This window comes from Barrientosiimonas endolithica, assembly GCF_030296655.1.
GTDB lineage: Bacteria > Actinomycetota > Actinomycetes > Actinomycetales > Dermatophilaceae > Barrientosiimonas > Barrientosiimonas humi.
In genome coordinates, this window is sequence record NZ_AP027735.1 from 1,994,632 (window position 1) to 2,016,623 (window position 21,992).

The 21,992-nt window shown below is 72.7% G+C and carries 20 protein-coding genes, 1 tRNA gene and 1 pseudogene; 5 read left to right on the forward strand and 17 right to left on the reverse strand.

What is annotated here, in order from left to right; genetic code table 11:
* Position 1: 1 nt before the first annotated feature.
* The 16 genes and pseudogenes from QUE40_RS10060 to QUE40_RS10140 form a co-directional block, all read right to left on the reverse strand.
* Positions 2–1,720, reverse strand: a complete 1,719-nt coding sequence (locus QUE40_RS10060) for a PHA/PHB synthase family protein (protein WP_289230863.1) — start codon at positions 1,718–1,720, stop codon at positions 2–4.
* A complete protein-coding gene (locus QUE40_RS10065) occupies positions 1,717–3,225 on the reverse strand; it encodes a long-chain-fatty-acid--CoA ligase (protein WP_289230864.1) in 1,509 nt (502 codons plus the stop codon). The genes QUE40_RS10060 and QUE40_RS10065 overlap by 4 nt, the downstream gene beginning before the upstream one ends.
* Before the next feature lie 177 nt (positions 3,226–3,402).
* Positions 3,403–4,290 (reverse strand): hypothetical protein, encoded by an 888-nt coding sequence (locus QUE40_RS10070; protein ID WP_289230865.1) that lies wholly within the window; start codon positions 4,288–4,290, stop codon positions 3,403–3,405.
* Between the two features lie 216 nt (positions 4,291–4,506).
* Positions 4,507–4,579: transfer RNA gene (locus QUE40_RS10075), tRNA-Asn, on the reverse strand.
* Positions 4,580–4,684: 105 nt separating this feature from the next.
* Positions 4,685–5,200, reverse strand: a complete 516-nt coding sequence (locus tag QUE40_RS10080; RefSeq protein ID WP_142005524.1) for a hypothetical protein — start codon at positions 5,198–5,200, stop codon at positions 4,685–4,687.
* Positions 5,201–5,203: 3 nt separating this feature from the next.
* Positions 5,204–5,488 carry a hypothetical protein gene (locus QUE40_RS10085; protein ID WP_289230866.1) on the reverse strand — a complete coding sequence of 95 codons (285 nt, stop codon included), beginning with the start codon at positions 5,486–5,488 and terminating at the stop codon, positions 5,204–5,206.
* Positions 5,440–5,994 carry a class I SAM-dependent methyltransferase gene (locus QUE40_RS10090; RefSeq protein ID WP_289230867.1) on the reverse strand — a complete coding sequence of 185 codons (555 nt, stop codon included), beginning with the start codon at positions 5,992–5,994 and terminating at the stop codon, positions 5,440–5,442. The genes QUE40_RS10085 and QUE40_RS10090 overlap by 49 nt, the downstream gene beginning before the upstream one ends.
* Before the next feature lie 18 nt (positions 5,995–6,012).
* Complete coding sequence (locus tag QUE40_RS10095) at positions 6,013–7,596, reverse strand: GMC family oxidoreductase (RefSeq protein WP_289230868.1); 1,584 nt, start codon at positions 7,594–7,596, stop codon at positions 6,013–6,015.
* A 12-nt stretch (positions 7,597–7,608) separates the two neighbouring features.
* A complete protein-coding gene (locus QUE40_RS10100) occupies positions 7,609–9,117 on the reverse strand; it encodes an aldehyde dehydrogenase family protein (protein ID WP_289230869.1) in 1,509 nt (502 codons plus the stop codon).
* Positions 9,114–11,176 (reverse strand): annotated as a pseudogene (gene betT / locus QUE40_RS10105) (choline BCCT transporter BetT). The gene QUE40_RS10100 and the pseudogene betT overlap by 4 nt, the downstream one beginning before the upstream one ends.
* A gap of 22 nt (positions 11,177–11,198) precedes the next feature.
* The gene (dnaG, locus tag QUE40_RS10115; protein WP_289230871.1) at positions 11,199–13,097 is read right to left on the reverse strand and encodes a DNA primase; all 1,899 of its coding nucleotides are present in this window, start codon (positions 13,095–13,097) and stop codon (positions 11,199–11,201) included.
* Positions 13,098–13,144: 47 nt separating this feature from the next.
* Complete coding sequence (locus QUE40_RS10120) at positions 13,145–14,182, reverse strand: NAD(P)H-dependent flavin oxidoreductase (protein ID WP_289230872.1); 1,038 nt, start codon at positions 14,180–14,182, stop codon at positions 13,145–13,147.
* Between the two features lie 1,312 nt (positions 14,183–15,494).
* Complete coding sequence (locus tag QUE40_RS10125) at positions 15,495–16,736, reverse strand: deoxyguanosinetriphosphate triphosphohydrolase (protein WP_142005531.1); 1,242 nt, start codon at positions 16,734–16,736, stop codon at positions 15,495–15,497.
* Positions 16,733–17,197, reverse strand: a complete 465-nt coding sequence (locus QUE40_RS10130; protein ID WP_142005532.1) for a hypothetical protein — start codon at positions 17,195–17,197, stop codon at positions 16,733–16,735. Before QUE40_RS10130 ends, QUE40_RS10125 begins: the two co-directional genes overlap by 4 nt.
* Before the next feature lie 14 nt (positions 17,198–17,211).
* A complete protein-coding gene (locus QUE40_RS10135; protein ID WP_289230873.1) occupies positions 17,212–17,628 on the reverse strand; it encodes a DUF3806 domain-containing protein in 417 nt (138 codons plus the stop codon).
* Positions 17,629–17,630: 2 nt separating this feature from the next.
* The gene (locus QUE40_RS10140) at positions 17,631–17,906 is read right to left on the reverse strand and encodes a DUF2277 domain-containing protein (protein ID WP_289230874.1); all 276 of its coding nucleotides are present in this window, start codon (positions 17,904–17,906) and stop codon (positions 17,631–17,633) included.
* 82 nt (positions 17,907–17,988) lie between these two features.
* Between QUE40_RS10140 and QUE40_RS10145 the strand changes: the two genes are divergently transcribed.
* Positions 17,989–18,837 (forward strand): sulfurtransferase, encoded by an 849-nt coding sequence (locus tag QUE40_RS10145; RefSeq protein ID WP_289230875.1) that lies wholly within the window; start codon positions 17,989–17,991, stop codon positions 18,835–18,837.
* Between the two features lie 7 nt (positions 18,838–18,844).
* On the opposite strand, the gene dusB is transcribed toward QUE40_RS10145, so the two are convergent.
* On the reverse strand, positions 18,845–20,050 hold the full coding sequence (gene dusB, locus QUE40_RS10150) for a tRNA dihydrouridine synthase DusB (protein ID WP_142005536.1): 1,206 nt from the start codon (positions 20,048–20,050) through the stop codon (positions 18,845–18,847).
* A gap of 120 nt (positions 20,051–20,170) precedes the next feature.
* On the opposite strand from dusB, the gene QUE40_RS10155 reads away from it, so the two are divergent.
* The 4 genes from QUE40_RS10155 (at position 20,171) to QUE40_RS10170 (ending at position 21,970) form a co-directional block, all read left to right on the forward strand.
* Positions 20,171–20,797, forward strand: coding sequence for a MerR family transcriptional regulator (locus tag QUE40_RS10155; RefSeq protein WP_289230876.1), 627 nt, complete (start codon positions 20,171–20,173; stop codon positions 20,795–20,797).
* Complete coding sequence (locus tag QUE40_RS10160; RefSeq protein ID WP_289230877.1) at positions 20,794–21,270, forward strand: RES domain-containing protein; 477 nt, start codon at positions 20,794–20,796, stop codon at positions 21,268–21,270. Before QUE40_RS10155 ends, QUE40_RS10160 begins: the two co-directional genes overlap by 4 nt.
* Positions 21,267–21,413, forward strand: coding sequence for a hypothetical protein (locus tag QUE40_RS10165; protein ID WP_289230878.1), 147 nt, complete (start codon positions 21,267–21,269; stop codon positions 21,411–21,413). The genes QUE40_RS10160 and QUE40_RS10165 overlap by 4 nt, the downstream gene beginning before the upstream one ends.
* A 239-nt stretch (positions 21,414–21,652) precedes the next feature.
* Positions 21,653–21,970, forward strand: a complete 318-nt coding sequence (locus QUE40_RS10170; RefSeq protein ID WP_289230879.1) for a DUF6703 family protein — start codon at positions 21,653–21,655, stop codon at positions 21,968–21,970.
* Positions 21,971–21,992 lie beyond the last annotated feature (22 nt).

The window sequence follows — 21,992 nt, forward strand, 5'->3', positions numbered from 1 at the left end:
CTCACTTGTCGAAGACGTACGTGCCGGGCGCCTCGCCGAGCGGCGGGTGGAGGGCGGAGCCGGGCTCGGCCGGCGCCGCGACCTTCTTGCCGTTGTGCGCCGCGAGCCAGGTGTCGGCGTCGCGCCACCAGCTCCCCTGCTCCTTGGTGGCCGCGCGCAGCCAGTCCTGGGCGTCGGGCACGTTGTCGCCGCCGGCGAAGAAGCTCGCCTTCGGGTTGTCCGGCGGGTTCACCAGGGCCGCGATGTGGCCGCTCGTCGACAGCACGAACCGGGTGTCGCCGCCGAGCAGCTGGGTCGTGCGGTAGCAGTTCTCCCACGGAGTGATGTGGTCGGCGATGCCGGCGACGACGTACGCATCGACCGTCACCTGCCCGAGGTCGATGGGCTGGCCGAGCACCATGAGCGACCCCGGCCGGGTGAGCAGGTTGTCCATCGCCATGTCGACGAAGTCCGCGTGCAGCGCGGCGGACATGCGGGTGGTGTCGGCGTTCCAGAACAGGATGTCGAAGGCCGGCGGCGTCTTGCCGAGGAGGTAGTTGTTGACCCAGTAGTTCCAGATGAGGTCGCCCGGCCGCAGCCAGGCGAAGACCTCCGCGAGCGCCGTGCCCTCCAGGTATCCCTTGCGCGCCGACATCTGCTTGGCGCGTTCGGCGAGCGCCGGGTTGGTGAGCGCCGAGACGGTCCCCGCGTCGGCGTTGTCGAGCACGGTGACCGCGAGCAGCAGCCCGGCGAGGCGGTCGGGCTGTCCGGTGCCCGCAAGGTAGGCCGCGGTGATCGAGGCGAGGATGCCGCCGGAGCAGATGCCCCCGAGCATCACCTGGTCGCTGCCGGCGATCTCCTCGACCGCCTCCAGCGCCTCGAGGATGGATCGCACGTAGGTGTCGAACCCCCACGCGGCGTGCCGGGCGTCGGGGTTGCGCCAGGAGATGAGGAACATCTGCTGCCCCTGCTGCACCAGGTGCTCCACCAGGGAACGGCCGGGCGCGAGGTCGAGCGCGTAGTACTTGTTGATCGTCGGCGGCACGACCAGCACCGGGGTCTCGCGGACCTTCGCGGTCTGCGGGGTGTAGTGGATCAGCTCCAGCACCTCGGTGCGCAGCACCACCGTGCCCGGGGTCGCCGCGATGTTGCGGCCCACCTCGAAGCCGGACCGGTCGACCATCTCGGGGATGCGCGGCGCGGAGGCCACGTCGGTGAGCAGCCGCCGGCTGCCACGCACCAGGCTCATCCCGGCGGTGTCGATCGCGGTCTTCGCGGACGTCGGGTTGACCAGGGGCACGTTGCTCGGCGACGCGGCCTCGACCACGTTGTCGACGAGGAACTGCACGCGGGCGGCGTCGCGCGTGCCCAGGTCGGCGGCGGCCACCAGCTCCTCCAGCGTGCGCCCGGAGGCGAGATACAGCTGCACCACCCGGCGCAGCAGCGGGTTCTCGCTCCAGGCCGGGTCGGTGAACCGGCGGTCGCGCTGGTCCGGAGCCACCTCGGACGACCCGGTCGCGATGCGCCCGGCCTCGGCGGCCCACCCGAGCAGCCGCGAGCTCGTACGTCGGGGGTGCCTGACCATCGACGCCGCCCAGGCGGCGGTCGAGGAGTCCGGCGTGAAGCGGCGCATCGGACCGAGCGCGGCGTCGACCAGGAGCGAGTCGAGCGGGGCCGCGGCGTCGGCGACCGATGCGTCGGCCGTGTCGTCGTCGCGGGCCCTGGTGGTGTCGGGGCTCATCGCAGATCCTCCGTCAGCTGGGCGGGGACCTCGATGTCCCGCTTCTGGATCTTGCCCGTCGGGCCCTTCGGCAGGTCGTCCTCGACCCAGACCAGGCGGGGGTACTTGTAGGCGGCGACGCGCTGCTTGACGAAGTCGCGCAGCTCGTCGGCGGTGGTGCTCGCGCCAGTCTTCAGCACGACGGCCGCCCCGACCTCCTCCCCGAGGCTGGGATGCGGCACGCCCACGACGGCGGCCGCGGCCACGTCGGGGTGCTCGTACAGCACCTCCTCGATCTCTCGGGGATAGACGTTGTAGCCGCCCCGGATCACCAGGTCCTTCTTGCGGTCGACGATGTAGAAGTAGCCGTCCTCGTCACGCTTGCCGAGGTCGCCGGTGCGGAACCACCCGTCGTCGGAGAGCACCTCGGCGGTCTGCTCGGGGCGGTTCCAGTAGCCCTTCATGACGTTGGCGCCGCGCACCGCAATCTCCCCCACCTCCCCCGTCGCGACCTCCTGGCCCTGCGGGTCGAGCACCCGCATCTCGACGCCGCTCACCGGCACGCCGATGGAGCCGACGCGACGCTCCCGGTCGGGCAGGTTGAACGAGGCCACGGGCGAGGTCTCGGACAGGCCGTAGCCCTCGAGCACCGGGGCGTCGAACCGCTCCTCGAAGCGGCGCAGCACCTCCACGGGCATCGACGCGCCGCCGGAGACGCACACCCGCAGGTCCGGCAGTGCCGGCGCGTCGTCCAGACCCAGCAGCGCGGCATACATCGTCGGTACGCCCGCGAAGACCGTGGCGCGGTGGGTCGCCAGCAGCTCGGCGGCGACGCCCGCGTCGAAGCGGGGCAGCAGGAGCAGCGTCGCCCCGGCGGCCATCGCGGTGTTGAGGGCGCAGGTCTGACCGAAGACGTGGAACATCGGCAGCCCGCCGAACACCACGTCGTCCGCGGTGAGCTGCAGCAGGTCGTCCTGGGTGACGCGCACGTTGCTGGCCAGGTTGGCGTGGGTCAGCTCGGCGCCCTTCGGCTGCCCGGTGGTGCCGGAGGTGTAGAGCAGCACCGCGGTGTCGTCGTCCTCGCGGTCGGCCACCTCCGGGCGCGGCTCCTGGTCGCGCAGCGAGGACACGAAGCCAGCGGGCTCCCCGACGATCACCACCTCGGCGCCGGACTGCTCGGCCCCCGCCTGCGCCTCCGGCCCGAAGGCCTCGGCCGCGAACAGCATCCGGGCGCCGGAGTCACCGAGGTAGTAGGCGACCTCGCGCGACTTCAGCAGCGGGTTCATCGGCACGACGACGCCGCCCGCGCGCAGCACGCCGTAGTAGGCGATCACGAACTGGGGCGTGTTGGGCAGCATCACGCCGACCGCGTCGCCCGGGGCGATCCCCCGGTCGGTGAGCAGCGTGGCGACGCGGGCGCTGGCCTCGTCGATCTCGCCGTAGGTGAAGACCGTGTCGTCCAGCAGCAGCGCCCGGCGGTCGGGGTCGGAGGCGACGGTGTTGGTGAACAGGCGGGCGAGGTTCATCGGGTGCTCCCAGGTCGATGCCGGTGGTGTCCTCCACTCTCCGCCTGTGCGAGCCCCCGCGCCTGGGGTTCGCGTCACGAAGTCCCCCGTCGGCGGCATCGGCACGCCGCTGAGAGTGCACGACACGCCCACCCGCAGCGACGAGGAGGGGCCACTCGTGCACTCTCAGCGGGGCGATCAGTCGAGCAGGAGGCGAGTCAGCCGCCGGCGCAGGTCGTCGGCGCCCGGGCCGAGGTCGTACGACGTCATCACCACGAGCGTGCATCCCACGTCGGTGATCATCGCCTGCCGTCGGTAGTCCTCGCGCCACTGCCGCCCGTGATGCTCCCCGTGGTACTCACCGGCCACCCCGCGCGAGCGCCAGAGGAAGTCCAGGCAGGCGATCCAGCCGACAGGCCCGAACAGGTCGGCGTTGAGCTCCGGCTCCGGCAGCCCCCAGTCGTGGAACCGCAACCTGGCCAGACTCTCGCGCGGCGACGCGCTCCCGGGACGCACCAGCTCGACCGCCTCGTGCACCCTCGCCGCACCGCGCCTCGCCGCGAGCCGGTCCCACGCGGTGCGCAGGTCGTGCGCCGTGTAGCTCCCGGCATCGCCGTCGGGCGCGCGGTTGAGCACGGCGTCACCCGCCGCGACCAGGTCGTCACGCATGAGCAGCGCCGCCAGGTCGCACCAGGTGTCGAGCAGCGTGGTCACCGCCAGACCGCGCAGGGCGTCCGGCTCTCGATCGGCGCAATGACCCGTGACGGCGGCGCCGCGGGGTTGGGGCGCCCCGCTCGGGACGGTCACGTGGATCGGTGCGTCGTCGCGCGCGAGGCGCTGCGGCAGCGGCAGGCGCCACAGTCGTGCGGCGGTCGTGTGGCTGAACACGGCGTCGGCCCGCAGTCCGCGGCTCAGCGCGAGCAGCCGTTCCTCCCACGATTCGTGCCCGGGCAGCAGCCGGGCGCCTCGGAACGGGACGACCAGCGCCGGGCGGCGCAGCTGCTTGCGCGTGACTCCGACCGCCCGGGCCTCGGCCGTGCTGAACGCAGGACCCAGCTCGTCGGGGAGCTCGAGGCGGCGCGGCATGCCAGCACCCTGCCAAATCCGCGACGGCCGACCGGCGCGCTGTCCACAGGCCCCGCTGAGAGTGCGCGACACGCCCACCCGCAGCGACGAGAAGGGGCCACTCGTGCACTCTCAGCGCGGCCGGGCGCCCCGCGCCGGCGCCGAGCACCGGACGCGCGCCCGCGGCAGGAGAAAGGCCCCTGACCGAGGCGTGATGCCTGGTCAGGGGCCTTGTTGCTCCCCCGGTTGGACTCGAACCAACAACCCTCCGGTTAACAGCCGAATGCTCTGCCAGTTGAGCTACAGGGGATCGGCGCCAGCTCCCTGGCGCGACCGAAACCATAGCAAACGGGTCGCCTCGCACTCCAATCGGCCGAGGTCGCCATTCGGCTCGCCGGTCGCCCCGCCGCCCGGCTCACAACCCCGCCTGCTCCTGCAGGAACTCGCGCAGCTGGGCCACCCGCGCCCGCACCTCCGGGTCGTCGGCGGGGGTGCCCCGGCCGAGCACCTCCTGGACGAAGACCTCCTGCGCGGCCAGGTCCTTGCGCAGCACCACCCGGCCGGCGCGGCGCGGGCCGGGCAGCGCCAGCGGCTCGACGGCGACGACCGTGGCCTGCACCCGCTCGCGGAACGTCTCGGGCATCCGGTTCTCGCCCTCCTTGAACGTCCACTGTGCCGCGCGCGCACCGTCGACCCACGAGGCGGTCAGGGTCCAGGTGTCGGCGTCCCAGTGGCCGGCGTCGACCAGGTGCCACGGCCGGTCGGTCGTCACCGTGCCGTCCCCGCGGACGGCGACGATCCGGAAGGTGGTGGCGACGACGTACGCCTCGGTCGTGTCGTCGCGCGCCCAGGCGATGGCCTGCTCGCGGCGGCCGAGCCCGAGCGCGTCGCGCACGTCCTTGGGCAGGGTGTCCTTGCGGCGTCCGAGCACCGCTCAGCCCTCGACCTGGCCGCGGAAGCAGTCGGTGACGTGCGGCAGGGTCAGCGGCCCGCCGTCGGCCCGGCGCTCGCCCAGCACCCGCACGTCGGCGAGGATCTGCTCGCGCTCGGGGTGGATCGCGATGTGCGACCACGACGCCACCTGGGTCACCAGGTCGTCGGGGCTCAGCACCATGTCGTACGTCGTCTGCCGGTGCTCGAACCCGCCGAACCCGGGCACGCCGGTCAGGATCAGGCTGCCGCTGCTCTCCCCGTCGACGCGGCCTCGGGTCGCCGGCACGCGGCGTACAGCTCCCGCGTCCAGTCCTGGCTCGTGTCGAGCTGGTGCCAGGCGAGCCCGAACCAGCCGCCCGGCCGCAGCACCCGCGCGACCTGCGGGCCGCCGCGCTCGGCGTCGACCCAGTGCCAGGCCTGCAGGCACACGGCGCCGTCGATCGAGTCGTCGTCGAGCGGCAGGTTCTCGGCGTCGCCCAGCACCGGACGTACGTCACGCTCGCCCAGTCCGTCGCGCAGCACCGCGAGCATCCCCTCGGACGGCTCGACGGCGGTGACCCGGTGGCCGAGGTCGGCGAGCGTGCGGGTGCCCTTGCCGGTGCCCGCCCCGAGGTCGAGCACGTCGAGCGCGCGGGTCGGGTCGCCGAGCAGCCAGGTGAGCGTCGCGGCCGGCCACTCCGGGCGCACCCGGTCGTAGTCGGCGGCCCCGGCGCCGAACGACGTGCGCCGCGCCTCGTGGGTCTCCTGCGAGATCAGCGGCCCGGTGACCGGTTCCTCGGCGGTGCTGCTCATGCGCCCGACCCTATGCGCTCACTCCCGCCCGGTCGCCGCGGCTTCGCGCACCAGGTCGGCGCACTTCTCGCCGACCATCATCACCGTGATGTTGGGGTTGACCGTCGTGTGCTCGGGGAAGACCGACGCGTCGGCGACGCGCAGCCCCTCGACCCCCTTGACCCGCAGCTGCGGGTCGAGCGGCGACGCCGCGTCGCCGGCCGGGCCCATCCGCACGGTCCCGGCCGGGTGGTAGACGGTGTTGTGCGTCCGGCGTACGTAGTCGGCCAGCTGCTCGTCGGTCGTCGCCTCGACACCGGGGTAGAGCTCGCGGCCGGTCCACTCCGCGAGGGCCGGCTGACCGGCGATCTCGCGCGCGCGGCGCAGCCCCGCCACCATGACGCGCATGTCGTGGCCGTCCGCGTCGGTGAAGTAGCGCGGGTCGACCTTGGGCTTGTCGCGGAAGTCCCGCGAGCGCAGCCGCACCGTGCCGCGCGAGCGCGCGTGCGTGACGTTGGGCGTCAGGCAGAAGGCGTTCTCGCTGGTGGGGTATCCCTGCCGCACCGTGTGCATGTCGAACGGCACGGAGCCGTAGTGCATCATCAGGTCCGGCCGGTCCAGCCCGTCCTCGGTCATGTCGAAGACGCCGATCTCCCACCACTGGGTGGAGGTCTCGGTCATCGGCTGCCTGGCCTCCCACTGGATCACGCCCTCGGGGTGGTCCTGCAGGTTCTCCCCCACGCCCGCGCTGTCGACGCGCACGTCGACGCCCACCTCGCGCAGGTGCTCGGCCGGCCCGATGCCGGACAGCATCAACAGCTTGGGGCTGTCGATCGCACCGCAGGACACGATGACCTCACGGGTCGCGCTGATCGTGCGCGCGTGGCCGAAAGCGTTGTCCACCACCGAGACTCCGGTGCAGCGCGGGGTCTGGCCGCTGTCGTCGAAGACCAGCTCGCGCGCCCACGCGCCGGTGACCAGCGTGAGGTTGGGACGGTCGAGGATCGGGTGCAGATAGCTCACCGACGACGACGAGCGGGTGCCGTCGGCGCGGCGGTTGATCTGGAAGAAGCCGGCGCCGCGGCGCACCGTCTCGCCGGTGTTGAACCGCACCGTCGGGATGCCGGCCTGCTCGGCGGCCTCGAGCAGCGCGACGCCGCACGGGTCGTTCGGCGGGATGGTCATCAGGTGCACCGGGCCGTCGTGGCCGTGGTGCTCGCCGTCGTCGCCGTTGCTCTCGAGGCGCTGCACCAGCGGCAGCGTCTGCTCCGCGCCCCAGCCGGTGCAGCCGTGGTCGCGCTCCCAGGAGTCGAGGTCCTCGCGCGGCGGCCAGAAGGCGATGCACGAGTTGTGCGACGAGCAGCCGCCGAGCACCTTGGCCCGGGCGTGGCGCATGAAGCTGTTGCCGTTCTCCTGCGGCTCGATCGGGTAGTCCCAGTCGAACCCCGACTCCAGCAGCTCCATCCAGCGGTCGAGCCGCAGCACGACCTCCTGGTCGACGTCGGACGGTCCGGCCTCAAGCAGCGCGACACGCACCTGCGGGTCCTCGGACAGTCGCGCGGCGACGACGGCACCGGCCGAGCCACCGCCGACGATCACATAGTCAAAAGTGTTGTCGGACAACGGATCTCCTCCTCAGCGCTGCGCGAACCAGCCGGTCACGCCGGGTCGCAGGTTGGTGTAGACGTGCTTGGCCTCCTGATACTCCGCGAGGCCGGTGGGACCGAGCTCCCGGCCGAAGCCGGAGCGGCCGTAGCCACCCCACTCCGCCTGCGGGAGGTAGGCGCCGAAGTCGTTGACCCACACGGTGCCGTGCCGCAGCCGCGCGGCCACCCGCTGGGCCCGGCCGCCGTCCGCGCTCCAGACGGCGCCGGCGAGGCCGTACGTCGTGTCGTTGGCGATCTCGACGGCCTCGTCCTCGGTGGTGAAGGTCTCGACGGTCACCGTGGGCCCGAAGGCCTCGTCGTGCGCGCAGTCCATGTCGCGGGTCACCCCGTCGAGGACGGTCGGGAGGTAGAAGAAGCCGTCGTCGAGGTCGCCGCCGCCGAGGTCGCCCGTCGCGAACGCGCCGCCGGTGCGCAGCGTGGCGCCCTGCTCGACCGCGTGCTTGACGTAGGCGTCGACCTTGTCGCGGTGCTCGGCGGAGATGAGCGGCCCGGTCTCGGTCGCGGGGTCGAACGGCAGCCCGGGCACGATCGCCTCGGCCCGGCGCACCAGCTCGTCGACGAACCGCTCCTTGACCGACTCCTCGACGACGAGGCGTGCCCCGGCCGAGCAGACCTGGCCGGAGTGCAGGAACGCGGCGTTGAGCGCGTTGTCGACCGCTGCCGCGAGCCCCTCGTCGGTGTCGCAGGCGTCGGCGAAGATGACGTTGGGGTTCTTGCCGCCCAGCTCCAGGGCGACCTTCTTGACCGTGCCCATCGCCGTGGCGCCGAGGCGCCGGCCGGTCTCGAGCCCGCCGGTGAACGACACCAGGTCGACGTCGGGGTGCTCGGCCAGCGGGGCGCCGGCGCGGGCCCCGGCGCCCAGCACGAGGTTGGCGACGCCGTCGGGCAGCCCGACCTCCTGCAGCACCTGCATCAGCAGGATCGCGGTGTGCGGGGTCAGCTCGGCCGGCTTCAGCACGAACGTGTTGCCCGCGGCCAGCGCCGGCGCGACCTTCCACGCCGCCTGCAGCAGCGGGTAGTTCCACGGCGTGATGAGCCCGCACACGCCGACCGGTTCGTAGACGATCCGCGAGGACACGTCGGGGCTGCCGGCGTCGACCACGCGCCCGGCGTCCTGACCGGCGAGGCGGCCGAAGTAGTCGAAGCAGGCGGCGATGTCGTCCATGTCGATCTCGGACTCGTAGGGCCGCTTGCCGGTGTCGAGGGTCTCGGCCCGGACGAACTCGTCCTTGCGCCCGCGCAAGCGGTCGGCGACGGCGAGCAGCAGCGCGCCCCGCTCGCTCGCGGGCGTGCTGGACCACTCCCCGGCGTCGAAGGCGCGACGCGCAGCGGCGATCGCGCGCTCGGTGTCCTCGGACGTCGCCTCCGACACCACCCCGACCACGGATCCGTCTGCGGGGCAACGGATCTCGCGGGTCGCACCGTCCGACGACGGCACCCATGCACCGTCGACGAACAGCGTCTCGACGCTGGTCATGACTCCTCCTCCAGGTTGGGTTCACCGGCCGGGTGGGCCGCGTGGACGAACGACAGGTGGTGCTCGTAGTGATCGAGCACGTCACCGATGAGCTGCTCGGCGGTGTAGCCGTTGACGTGGTAACCCTGGCTGCCCTCGGCGAGGTAGACCTCGCTGCGGTAGTGGTGCTCCCCGCTCTCCCCGGCCCGCGACGCGGCGAACGAGGGCGTGCGGGCCGGCACCGCGCAGATGCGGTAGACGAAGTCGGGCACACCGAGCAGGCTCACCCGCAGCCGCGGCGAGCCGGGCTGCCCCGCCTCGCCGGGCAGCACGTCGACCTCGGCGTCGGTGCCGGCGGAGCGCAGCTCGGCAGCGACCGACTCCAGGGCCGGCCGGGCCCGCGTGGTCAGGAACCGTTCGGTCGCCTCCAGCCCGGGGAAGGTCGCGGTGCGTGCGAGGCGCTGCTTCCAGCTGACCGGGCGGGTCTCGCCGCGGCCCGACGCGAGGACCGTGTGCAGCGACGCCCGGGTCGTCGCGAGCTTCATCGACTCCTCGCGCAACGAGCGGTAGAGCCCGACCATGAGCAGGGCCAGCACGAACGAGAACGGCAGACCCATGATGATCGTGGCGTTCTGCAGGGTGACGATCGAGCCGCCCTCGCCGCCGGCGAACAGCATGCCGAGCGTCAGCACGCCGATGGCGACCGACCAGAAGATGCGCACCGGGCGGCCGCAGTCCTGCATCGGGTGCGACAGGCGCGAGGTGAAGTTGCCCATCACCAGCGCGCCGGAGTCGGCGCTGGTGACGTAGTAGAGCAGCCCGGTCAGGGTCGCGACGCCGACGACGAACGTCGCCCACGGGTAGGTCTGCAGCAGCGAGTAGAACCCGGCCTCGGGGGTGTCGTACGTCCGCTGGGCGAAGCCCTCGTCGCGGCGGGCCGCCGCGAGCGCGCTGTTCCCGAAGATCGACACCCACAGCAGGATGAACACGAACGGGATGGTCAGCACGCCGAGCACGAACTCGCGCACCGTGCGGCCGCGCGAGATGCGCGCGAGGAACAGGCCGACGAACGGCGCCCAGGCGATCCACCAGGCCCAGAAGAACAGGGTCCAGGCGTTGAGCCACTCCGCCGGGGCGCTCCAGGCCATGGTGTCCATCGTCTTGCCGAGGAAGCCGGAGAGGTAGTCGCCGGTGTTCATCACCAGGCCGTTGAGCAGGAAGCCGGAGCTGCCACCCACGAGCACCCACAGCAGGAGCAGCAGGGAGAGCACGACGTTGAGCTCGGACAGCCGGCGGATGCCGCGGTCGACGCCGGTGACCGCGGAAATGGTGCCGAGCACGACCGACAGCAGGATCAGGCCGATCTGGGCGGCCTTGCCCTGCGGGATCCCGAACAGCACGTCGAGGCCGTAGTTGAGCTGCACGATGCCGATGCCGAGCGAGGTCGCGATGCCGAAGATCGTGCCGAGAACCGCGGCCACGTCGACCACGTCGCCGAGCCGCCCCTCGGCCCGCCTGCCGAGCACCGGCACCAGCGCCGAGCGGATGGCCAGCGGCAACCGCCTGCGGAAGGCGAAGTAGCCGAGCGAGAGCCCCATGAGGGCGTACATCGACCAGCCGGTGATGCCGTAGTGGAACAGGGTCCACTCCACGGCCTCGCGCGCCGCGCCGTCGGTGCGGCCGCCGCCCTCCGGGGAGAGAGGTACTGCGCCACGGGCTCGGCGACGGAGAAGAACATCAGGTCGATGCCGATGCCCGCGGCGAACAGCATCGAGGTCCAGGTGAACAGGCTGTACTCCGGCCGTGACTCCTCCGGCCCGAGCCGGTAGGCGCCGAACTTCGACAGCGCGACGTAGAGCACGAACACGACGATCACCGTCGCGAGCAGGAAGTACCACCAGCCGAACCACGAGGAGATCCAGGTGACCGCGCCGCCGATCAGGTCCTCGGCCGTGCCGGGCGCGGCGAGGGTGAAGATCGCGAAGACGGCGACCAGCGACGCTGACGTCCCGAAGACGACCTTGCGGACCCGAGGCGGGTCGAGAGCAGGCTCTGGGGTGGTCTCTGCAGGAGCTGGCACGTAGATGCAGGCTAGCCCGTGCCTAGCCCCGAGCGGCCCGCACCCCGTGGATCTCTCGCTGCAGGCGCTGCAGCTCGACCGACAGCGCCCGCACCCGCTCGAGGTCGTCGCCCGCGCGCTGCAGGGCGCTCATGGCGTCGTTGATGCGCCGGGTGAGACCGGCCTCCTGCACCCGCAGCACGAGCGACTCGACGTAGCGCTGGGCCGGTCGTCCGGCGTCGTCGCGCTCGGCCGGGATGGTCGCCAGGGACAGCTCGCGCACCAGGCGCTCGAGCGGCTCGGGCGTCGCCTCGACGACCTCGCCGAGCCAGGTGGCGAGCGACCGCTCGCCGGGGCGGCCGACGTCGACCAGGGCCGCCATCACCGCGGCGTGGGCCGGCGCGGAGAACGCCTGCGGGTCGAGCAGGCCCCACTGCTCCTCGCCGATCTGCGCCGGGTGCTGGACGAGCACCATGAGCAGCTGGTGCTCGGCGTTGACGACCGGGTCGCGCAGGTCCAGCGGCGGGTACGCCGGCGCGGACCGAGCGAGATCGTCGCCCTCGTCCTGGGGCGGGGTCGGCCGGCTCGCCTCGGGCGGCTGCGGCACCCTCCCGGCGCGAGCGACCTCGGTGGACAGCTGTCCCACGTCGACGCCCAGCCAGCCCGCCACGGTCCGGGTGTACTCCGGGCGCAGCGAGCGGTCGCGGATGCTCTGGATGATCGGGGCGGCGGCGCGCATGGCCTGCACCCGGCCCTCGGCGTGGTCGAGGTCGAAGCGGGAGATGGTGGTGCGCACCGCGAACTCGAACATCGGCACCGCCGAGTCGACGAGGTCGCGCACGGCGGCGTCGCCGGAGCTGTGCCGCAGGTCGCACGGGTCCTGCCCGCCGGGGGCGACCGCGACGAACGACTGCGAGGCCCACCGCTGGTCGTCGCCGAACGCCTTCATGGCCGCCTTCTGGCCCGCGGCGTCGCCGTCGAAGGTGAAGATCACCCGGGCGGGGGCCTGCCCGGCCTCGTCGCGCAGGATGCGCCGCAGTGTCTTGATGTGCTCGGCGCCGAACGCGGTGCCGCACGTCGCGACGGCGTGGGTGACGCCCGCGAGGTGGGCGGCCATGACGTCGGTGTAGCCCTCGACGATCACGGCCCGGCGGTCGCCGGCGATGGACTTCTTGGCCAGGTCGAGGCCGTAGAGCACCTGGGTCTTCTTGTAGATCGGCGTCTCGGAGGTGTTGAGGTACTTCGCCTGGATGCGGTCGTCGTCGAACAGGATGCGCGCGCCGAACCCGATGGGGTCGCCGGTGATGTCGCGGATCGGCCAGATCAGTCGCCCGCGGAACCGGTCGTAGAGCCCGCCGCGCTGCCCGCGGCCGGCCAGCCCGCCGAGGACGATCTCCTCCTCGCTGAACCCCTTGTCGCGCAGGTGCCGGGCCAGGGTGTCCATGCCGCGCGGGGCGAACCCGACGCCGAAGTGGTCGGCCGCGGCGCCGTCGAACCCGCGCGAGCGCAGGAAGTCACGGGCGGTGCGCGCCTCGCCGGGTGCGCGCAGCTGGGCGGCGTAGAACTCGGCGGCGACACGGTGGGCCTCGACGAGCCGCGAGCGCCGCCCGATCGACTCCTCGCGGGGGCGCTGGCCGTCCTCGTAGCGCAGCTCGATGCCGGCCTTGGCCGCGAGCCGCTCGACCGCCTCGGTGAAGGACAGGTGGTCGACCTTCATCACGAACTCGAGCACGTCGCCGCCCTCGCCGCAGCCGAAGCAGTGGTAGGCGCCCACGGCGGGCCGCACGGTGAACGACGGTGTCTTCTCGTCGTGGAAGGGACACAGCCCCTTGAAGGAACCCGGGCCGGCCGGGCGCAGCGTGACGTGCTCGCGGACGACGTCGTCGATGGCGGTGCGCTCCTTGACGAGCGTGATGTCGTCGGCCCTGATCCGTCCGGCCATGGGGTCGCGTCCTCCTCTCGCTGCGACGAGTCTAGGTCCCGCCCCCGTCAGCGCCGGCGGTCGTCCACAGGGGCGAGCGCGGCCACCACCTCGGCGGCCGCGGCCGGTCGCAGCCCCTGCCAGCGGGTCCCCGCCCACAGGCTCACGAGCTGGTGGTCCTCGACCTTGGCGGCCGCGGCCCGGATCGGTTTGGTGAGCTGGTCGACGACCGGGAAGACCGGCACCGACCGGGCGTCGTGGTCGCGCACGAACTGGTTGCGCAGCCCCCGCGCCGGGCGGCCGGAGAAGGCCCGGGTGACGACCGTACGGTCCAGGGCCGGGTCCTGCAGGCCCGCCCGGTGGGCGGCGCTGGTGCCGGCCTCGTCGGCGAGCAGGAAGGCGGTGCCCGCCTGCACCGCGACCGCCCCGAGCGAGAGCGCGCGGGCGGCCTCGCGCCCGTCGGCGATACCGCCGGCGGCGACGAGCGGCAGCGCCGAGACGCTGCGCACCTCGCGCAGCAGGTCGACGTAGGACAGGTCGTTGGGGATGGCGTCGACCCGGTGGGTGCTGCGGTGGCCTCCGGCCTGGCTACCCTGCACGCACAGCGCGTCGGCGCCCTCGCGGGCGGCGGCGAGCGCCTCGTCGGCGTCGGTGACCGTCACCACGACGTCGCTGCCAGCGGACTGCAACCGGCGTACGACCTCGGCACCCGGGCAGCCGAACGTGAACGAGACGGTGTCGACCGGGTCGTCCACCAGCAGGTCGATCTTGTCGGCGAAGTGGTCGGTGTCGTCCCAGCGCGGCTGCGGCAGCTCGACCCCGAGCGCGTCGGCCAAGGCGAGCAGCTCGCCGCGGTAGGCCTCGACGTCGGCGCCCTGCCGCTGCTCGTCGAGCCGGGCCGGCACGAACACGTTGACCCCGAAGGGGCTGTCGGTGAGCGCGCGGGTGGCGGCGATCTTCTCGCGCAGCGCGTCGGGCGTGAGATAGCCGGCCGCGAGGTAGCCGAACCCGCCGGCCGCGCTCACCGCCGCCACCAGCTCGGGCGTCGACGGCCCGCCGGCCATCGGCGCGGCGATCACGGGGACGCGCAGCGCGGACAGGTCCATGCCTCGCAGCCTAGGTGCTGGCGAACGCGCGGCGGACGCGCGGCGGCGCCGTCGCCCGACTATGATTGTGCCGCGCGCTCAGCGTCCGCGGAGCTCACCGATGCAGGAGCGCCTGGAGAGAAGCTACTGACACGGCGAAAATCGCCATCGCTCAGCGAGCGGTACTGCCCCCAGAAGCAGATCGCGTATAGCCCAGATGCCTGCCTCGGGGAATAGTTGTGCTCAATCAGGTACAACAAGTACTTCGCCCCTTTGACGAACGGCGCAGTGGAGACCGCCCCGGCTATCAACTGCCCGCTGGGCTCCGTCGCTCGATCAGGCTGCACCACACGGATCACGGCGTTCATCGGCACAGACCCTTTGACGACCTTGGTGACCCGGATGCGCGCGACGGGCATCGTTGCCGGGTCAGATCTGCCCAACGGGTCCTTCGCGTAGGAAGTCGACCGAATCTCTAGGACCAAGCCTTCAACGACCAGTCGACTTTCCCTTGAGATCTCAGCCAGGCTCGTTGGTCCCACCGGCGCACCGTCGGGGACCCTTCCGGGATTAACTATGTCAACCGATACGCCAGGCGTGGTCGCAGACGGCTTGGCCGCAGCTGGGCCGGCGTCAGACCCGGTGCAGGAGGTAAGGGCGGTTGCGATAACAGCCCCAACCGCAACAACCCGCGCGATAGAGAGTGTGCTCATCATGGCCTCCACTACTTCCAGCCATAGATGCGCGCCACAGCCGCGATAAGAACGTTAGAACCGGAGAACGTCGTAACACGCCTGGCCCCCTGGGCACGATCAGTATCTCTCTCGTTGAGACGAGCATCCTCCCTGCGCGGATCGTTGTCATACGAATCAAGAGTTTTTTCTGAAACACAGGTTTCCCTGAAACACCTTCGCCGCCCCCCGTCCGCCTCTACCTGGCCCGACTTCGCGCCGACCACGCTGCTAGAACAGCCGAAGAGCCACGCTCCGGTGAACAGCGGTCGGACCCCATCGTCGGGGGTCTCGCAGAGTCAGCCGAGAGATGGTCGCGGAGGCTCAAGTAGGCGGGTCAGCCTTCCCCGGTCCACGGGACCCTTCTCCACCCCTGGGCGGCACGCCCGTGGGCACGCCCCTTCCCAAGGAAGGTCTCCAGGTGCTTCTGATCCCCATGAACCAGGCCCGCGTACCCCCGTTCATTGCCTTGGGCCGGACGGGGGAGTTGGTCGGTACCCGCCGGCTGTGGCGGAACGGTCACGACGGTCTGGGCGCCCGCCGGTAGTGGTGACGCGCCTTGCATGCCCGTCGTGGCTGAGTCCCAGCGTGCGGGCCGCAGCCTAGGTCCAGCGCTGGGCCAGGGCGATAGCTCGGGCGTCGGTGAGCGAGGCCAGCTGGTCGATGACCACTCGGGCGCGGTCGGCGTCGCCGTCGCCCGCCTCGAAGTCCTTGTGGTGCAACGGATCCAGCCGGTCGGGGTGCGCGCGATAGACCTCGTGCAGCGCGGCGAGCAGCTCGCGCTGCTCCTGCAGGGCGATCTTGCGCTCCTCGGACATCAGGATGTAGTGCGCGCTCACCGCCTTGAGCATGAGCACCTCGGCCAGCACCTCGTCGGGCACCACGACGTCGGCGGCGAACCGGGTGAGCCGGCCGGTGCCGTACCGCTCGCGGGTGGCCAGCTCGACGCTGTGCACGAAGTGCCCGATGAGCCGGCTGGTGGTGTCCTTCAGCGCCGCGAACCCGGCCCGGGTGGAGTCGTGACCGGTCGGCATCGCCCCCGCGGTGAGCGCCCGGTCGAGCGCCGCGGCGAGGGCGGCGTCGTCGAAGTCGGTGCCGTACCAGCTGCGCGCGGCGGCGGCCACGGCCGCGACGGTCTGCGGGTCGCGCAGCGCGCGCGGGTCGATGATGCCGGACGCGACGGCGTCCTCGACGTCGTGCACGGAGTAGGCCACGTCGTCGGACCAGTCCATGACCTGGGCCTCGAGGCAGCGCCGGTTCGGCTCGCCCGCGGGCGCCGGCAGCCGGATCCAGTCGAAGGCCTCGAGGTCGTCCGCGTAGGTCCCGAACTTCGTTGTGGGATAAGGGGATTCGTCACGTCGCCAGGGATACTTGATCGACGCGTCGAGCGTGGCGCGGGTCAGGTTGAGGCCTGCCGACCGGCCGTCGGGGTGCTCGCGCTTGGCCTCCAGACGGGTCAGCAGGCGCAGCGTCTGCGCGTTGCCCTCGAACCCGCCGATGTCGGCGGCGAGCACGTCGAGCGCGGCCTCGCCGTTGTGCCCGAACGGCGGGTGACCGAGGTCGTGCGCGAGGCACGCGGTGTCGACCACGTCGGCGTCGCAGCCGAGCGCCGCCCCGAACTCGCGCCCGATCTGCGCGACCTCCAGCGAGTGGGTCAGCCGGTTGCGCACGAAGTCGTCCATCGTGGGCCGGTGCATCTGGGTCTTCTGCGAGAGCCGGCGCAGCGCCGCCGAGTGCAGCAGGCGCGCCCGGTCGCGAGCGAAGTCGTCACGGTCCGCGCGCTTGAGCGCGGGGTCCTCGCGCACCCACCGCTCACGGGCGGCCGCGTCGTACCCGGCGGTCATGCGCCGACCGGTCGCCGGAGGCGAGCCCGCAGCGGCACCACCGGCGCGTCGAGGTAGCCCCCTGCCGCGAGCCCGGCGTCACGCTCGAAGACGTTGCGCGCGCCCTTGGTGCCGGTGCGCAGCACCGACCAGGCCATGGCGAGGACGTACAGCGGGACGAAGGGCAGACCGCCGCACACGGCGTACTGCCAGGCGTGCCGCTCCTCGTGCGCGAGCAGGCCGGGATAGACCTGCACCCGGGCCGGCCACTCGTCGGCGGTGAGCAGCACGTCGCCCACGGTGAACGCGCCGGCGCGGGGGAAGTCGAAGCGGTAGCGGTCGGCGAGCCAGAGCCCGCGCGGGCCGCGGCGCACCCGGCAGCGACCGAGCGCCGCCACCCCGAGCCCGAGCACGGTGGAGCCGTTGACCAGGTTGGCGAGGCGGCGCACCCGCTGGCCGCGGCTGAGGCGCTCGCTCGGCACGAGCGCCACCGGGGTCACTGCGCCTCGCCCTGCATCCCGGCCAGCAGGTTGGCGACCCACTCGTCCATCCAGCCCACCTCGGCGACCTCCCAGGCCGAGGCCACCGGGTCGACCGGGAAGAGGATGGCGTCCTCCTCCGGCGTCGCGACGGCCAGGTCGGTGCCCTCCTGGTCGGTCACCACCCGCCACTGCAGGCGGGTGCGCCGCACCAGGTGCTCACCCATCGCCATGCCGACCATCGTGCAGAACGGCGTGGGGTCCTCGCGGTCCTCCGGGTCGGTGTCGACCATGCGCTCGACGTAGGCGTCGTAGGCGCCGCCGATCGAGCTCACGTCGTCGACGTCGATGCCCTGCTGGGCGGCCTGCTCGAGCCAGCCGTCGAGGGCTCGTCGCTCCTGCGCGCCCACGGGCGCGATCTGGATGTCCTGCACGGTCAGCCCGCCGTGGCGTAGCGCTTGGCGGCGCGCGCCCGGGCCTTGGCCGCCTCGACCTCGCGGTCCTTCGGCGGCGCCGAGGTCACCAGGGCCTCGAGCAGGTCGCGGCTGGCCCGGGCGACGGCCTCGACCGCCGCGTCGAACGCCTCGGCGTTGGCCTGGGAGGGCTTGGTCGACCCGCTGATCTTGCGGACGTACTGCAGGGCCGCCGCGTGGACCTCGTCGTCGGTCGCCGGCGGGGCGAAGTTGTGAAGCTGTCGGATGTTGCGGCACATGGCCGAAGCGTTGCACATCCGCCTGTCCGGGGTGCCGCGCTCACCCTCCCGGGCCGGTCGCCGGCGCCCTACGCTCGGGGTCATGACGCGCCCGGACGGCCCCCTCGTGAGCGCCGAGCACCTACTGCGTGACCTCGACAGCGACCCGACGCTGGTGGTGCTCGACGTGAGCTGGCGGCTGGGCGAGGACTCCCTGCGCGGGGAGTACGACCGCGAGCACGTCCCCGGCGCCGCGTGGGTCGAGTTCGAGGAGGCGCTGTCCGGCGAGCCCGGCGAGGGCGGCCGGCACCCGATGCCCGACACCGAGACCTTCGCCGAGGCGATGCGGGTGGCCGGCGTCGACAACGACGAGCGCGTCGTCGTCTACGACCGCGACTCGGGGCTGTCCGCCGCGCGCCTGTGGTGGCTGCTGACGTACGCCGGGCACGAGGCGGTGCAGGTGCTCGACGGCGGCCTGCGCCGGTGGCGCGCCCTGGGTTACCCCGTGGACGACGAGCCGGTGACCCCCGAGCGCGGTGACTTCGTGGCCACCCCGCCGCACCGTGAGGTGCTCGACGCCGAGGGCGCCGCGGAGTACGCCGACCAGCACCTGCTCCTGGACGCGCGGCCGGGCGACCGGTTCCGCGGGCAGAACGAGACGATCGACCCGGTCGCCGGGCACATCCCCGGCGCGGTCAGCGCCCCGGCCCTGGCCAACCTCGACGACGACGGGCGCTTCCTCACCGCCGACGACCTGGCGATGCACCTGACCCGGCTCGGGGTGCGGCCCGGCACCAAGGTCGGGGTCTACTGCGGGTCGGGCGTGCAGGCGATGCACGCGGCGCTGGCGCTCGAGGCCTCGCAGATCGGCGTGCAGCCCGCGGTCTACGTCGGGTCGTGGTCGGAGTGGATCACCGACCCGGACCGGCCGGTCGAGAACCCTTCTGGCTGAACGGAACTCAGCCGCCGGAGACCGACAGCTCGGCGTCGCGCACCGCGTCGGCCGAGGCGCCGTCGAGGCAGCGCGACCCCAGCCAGCCCTCGGGGAGCACGACCCGCCGCTCGGACCCGGCGCGGCCGCGCGGACCGTCGGCGCCCTCGCTCGGCCACTCCTGGTCCAGGTCGAGGGTGGCCACCAGGTCGTCCAGCGTCGCGAGCGAGGTGACGGTGGCGAGGCTGGAGCGCACGTGCGAGCCGACCCGGAAGCCCTTGAGGTACCACGCGACGTGCTTGCGGATGTCGCGGCAGGCCTTGTCCTGCGAGCCGTGGAACTCCGCGAGGTACTCGGTGTGGCGACGCATCGTGGCGCACACCTCGCGCAGCGTCGGGCGCACCCGCTCGGCGGACCCGGCGAACGCCGCGGCCAGGTCGGTGAACAGCCACGGCCGACCGAGGCAGCCGCGCCCCACGACGACGCCATCGCACCCGGTCTCGCGCACCATGCGTACGGCGTCCTCGGCCGACCAGATGTCGCCGTTGCCGAGCACCGGCACCGAGGTGACCGCCTGCTTCAGGTCGGCGATGGCCGACCAGTCGGCCTGGCCCGAGTAGGCCTGGGCGACGGTGCGTCCGTGCAGCGCGACCGCGGCCGCCCCCTCGCCCTCGGCGATCCGGCCTGCCTCGAGGAAGGTCAGGTGGTCCTCGTCGATGCCCTTGCGCATCTTCACGGTGACCGGGATGTCGTACGGGCTCGCCTCGCGCACGGCCGCCGCGACGATCCCGCGGAACAGGTCGGTCTTCCACGGCAGCGCTCCCCCGCCGCCCTTGCGGGTGACCTTCGGCACGGGGCAGCCGAAGTTGAGATCGATGTGGTCACAACGGTTTTCGCTCGCCAGCAGGTGCACGGCACGGCCGACCGTGGTCGGGTCGACGCCGTAGAGCTGGATCGAGCGCGGGTCCTCGTCGGGGTCCTGCTCGATGAGCTGCATGGTGACCGGCGTGCGCTCGACGAGGGCGCGCGAGGTGATCATCTCGCTGACGTAGAGCGAGGTCGCGCCCGAGGCGCCGCCGGCCGCGGAGCCTTCGGCGCCGTACTGCCGGCACAGCCGCCGGAACGCCCGGTTGGTGATCCCGGCCATCGGGGCGAGCACCACGGGAGAGGAGATGACGTGCCGCCCGATCTGCAGCGGCGGCAGCACGGGAGCGGGGGCGAGCACCTCGGTCATAGCCCGGACATTCTCGCCCAGCCGGCCCCTGCGGACCGAATCGAGCGGAGGACAGCCCGGCCCACACGCATCCGTTCGCAGCGCGATGCGCTCCGGTGCACACGGGCGTACGATAGGGGCATGAGCACCGTGGACCGCGCGGCCGACCCGGCCGCCCTGCTTCGCCGGCTCGTCACCAACGCCTCGGTCGAGGAGCTGGAGGACCTGCATGCCATGACCGCGCCGGACGTCTCCCGCGCGCGGCCGCTCGGCGACCCGGCCGCGGCGCCGCTGCCTGCGGACGAGGCCGCCGCCCTCGTGGAGCACAGCGGCCTGCCGCAGGAGCGCTCCCAGCAGCTCGCCACGACGCTCGCCAGCCCCGCGCAGGTGCGCGCCACGGCGGCCGCCGCCCGCCTGGCCACGCTCGCGACGTTGCTGCGCCAGACCCTCGACGTGGGCGCCGCCGCGCGGCTGGTTGGCCGCCACCGCAGCACGATCACGCGCGCGATCCAGCAGCAACGCCTGCACGCGGTCCACACCGGGCACGGACTGCGCATCCCGTCGTGGCAGTTCGTCGACGGCGGCTTTCTTCCCGGGCTCGACCAGGTCGTGCGGGCCATCCCCTCGGAGGTGCACCCCTCGACCGTCGAGGCGCTGATGCGCACGAGCCTGGACGAGCTGGACGGGCTGACCCCGATCGCCTGGCTGGCGTCCGGGGGCGCACCCGACCCGGTTGCTGACCAGGTCGCTGCGCTCAGCGCCTGGTGAGCGCGAAGTACCCCGCGGCACCGACCCGGCCGCTGCAGCACTCGCCCGGCGATCTGGTCGAGCACACCGGGCCGGTCTTTCGCATCGCCCGCACCAGCGGGGATCACGTGCTCCCCTGGAACGCGCTGCGCGGTTTCGGGTGGCTGCCGTCGCTGCGCTGGGACCCGCACCCGGACAGGATGCGCGAGCAGCCCCAGCACGCGGTGATGTACGCCGCGACCACCGTCGGCACAGCCGCGGCGGAGGTCTGGCAGGACCTGCGGGTCATCGACACGATCAGCGGAGCGCCGGTGCTGATCGGTTGGACGCCGGCGCGCCCGCTCCGGCTGCTCGACCTGAGCGGCGACTGGCTCGTCCGGCAGGGGCTGCGCGCTCGCTGGCGCACGGACCCAAGGAGGTCTGCCGAGCCTGGGCGCGCACGATCCACGACACCTGGCCGGACCTGCACGGACTGCGCGTCGACTCGACGATGACGGGCACCAACCTCGTCCTGTTCGAGCCCGCCGCACGCTGCGTCCCGGCAGCGCCCGACCTGGTCCGCCCGCTGGCCGACCCGACCGTGATCGCGCTGCTCGCGGCGATCGCCACCGAGATCGGCTACGACCTGCTGGTCTGAGGGACGAACGGTCCGGGACGAGGTCACGGCGCACCTGGGGCGTCCCGTCGCACCCGGGGGAAGGAGACTCCGAGCGCGCCGCCTCAGCTGCGCCGTGACCGATGTCGCAAGGGATCGGAGGGGAGGGTGTCCTCGCGACAAGGCCACGGTAGGTCGGCGGGGGTGGGCGAGAGAACCACGGCACTTCCCGGTTTCCGTCAAGAGTTGGTCAAGTCCCGGGCGGTGGCTACCCTCGCCCCGTGCCGCCCGCAGACTCCCGCCCTTCCGTGCGTACGAACGCCTTCCGCAGCAAGGTCGAGCACGCGAGCAACGGCGTGCTGCAGAAGCTGGCGAAGCTCCCGCCCGCCGCGCTGCTCGTCGCGGCGCTGGCCATCGCGCTCGTCGGGGCGCTGGTGCGCGGCGTCGTCGGCGCGATCTGCTTCGGACTGCTGACGCTGTTCCTCGCCTGGCTGCTCTATCTCACCTGGCCCCGGCTCGCACCGCTCGACCGGCTGATGCGGCTGGCGGTGCTGCTGCTCACCGCCGTCGTCATGGTGGTGCTGGCCGTCCCGCGCTGACGCCGCGCGACTCGCAGTTGAC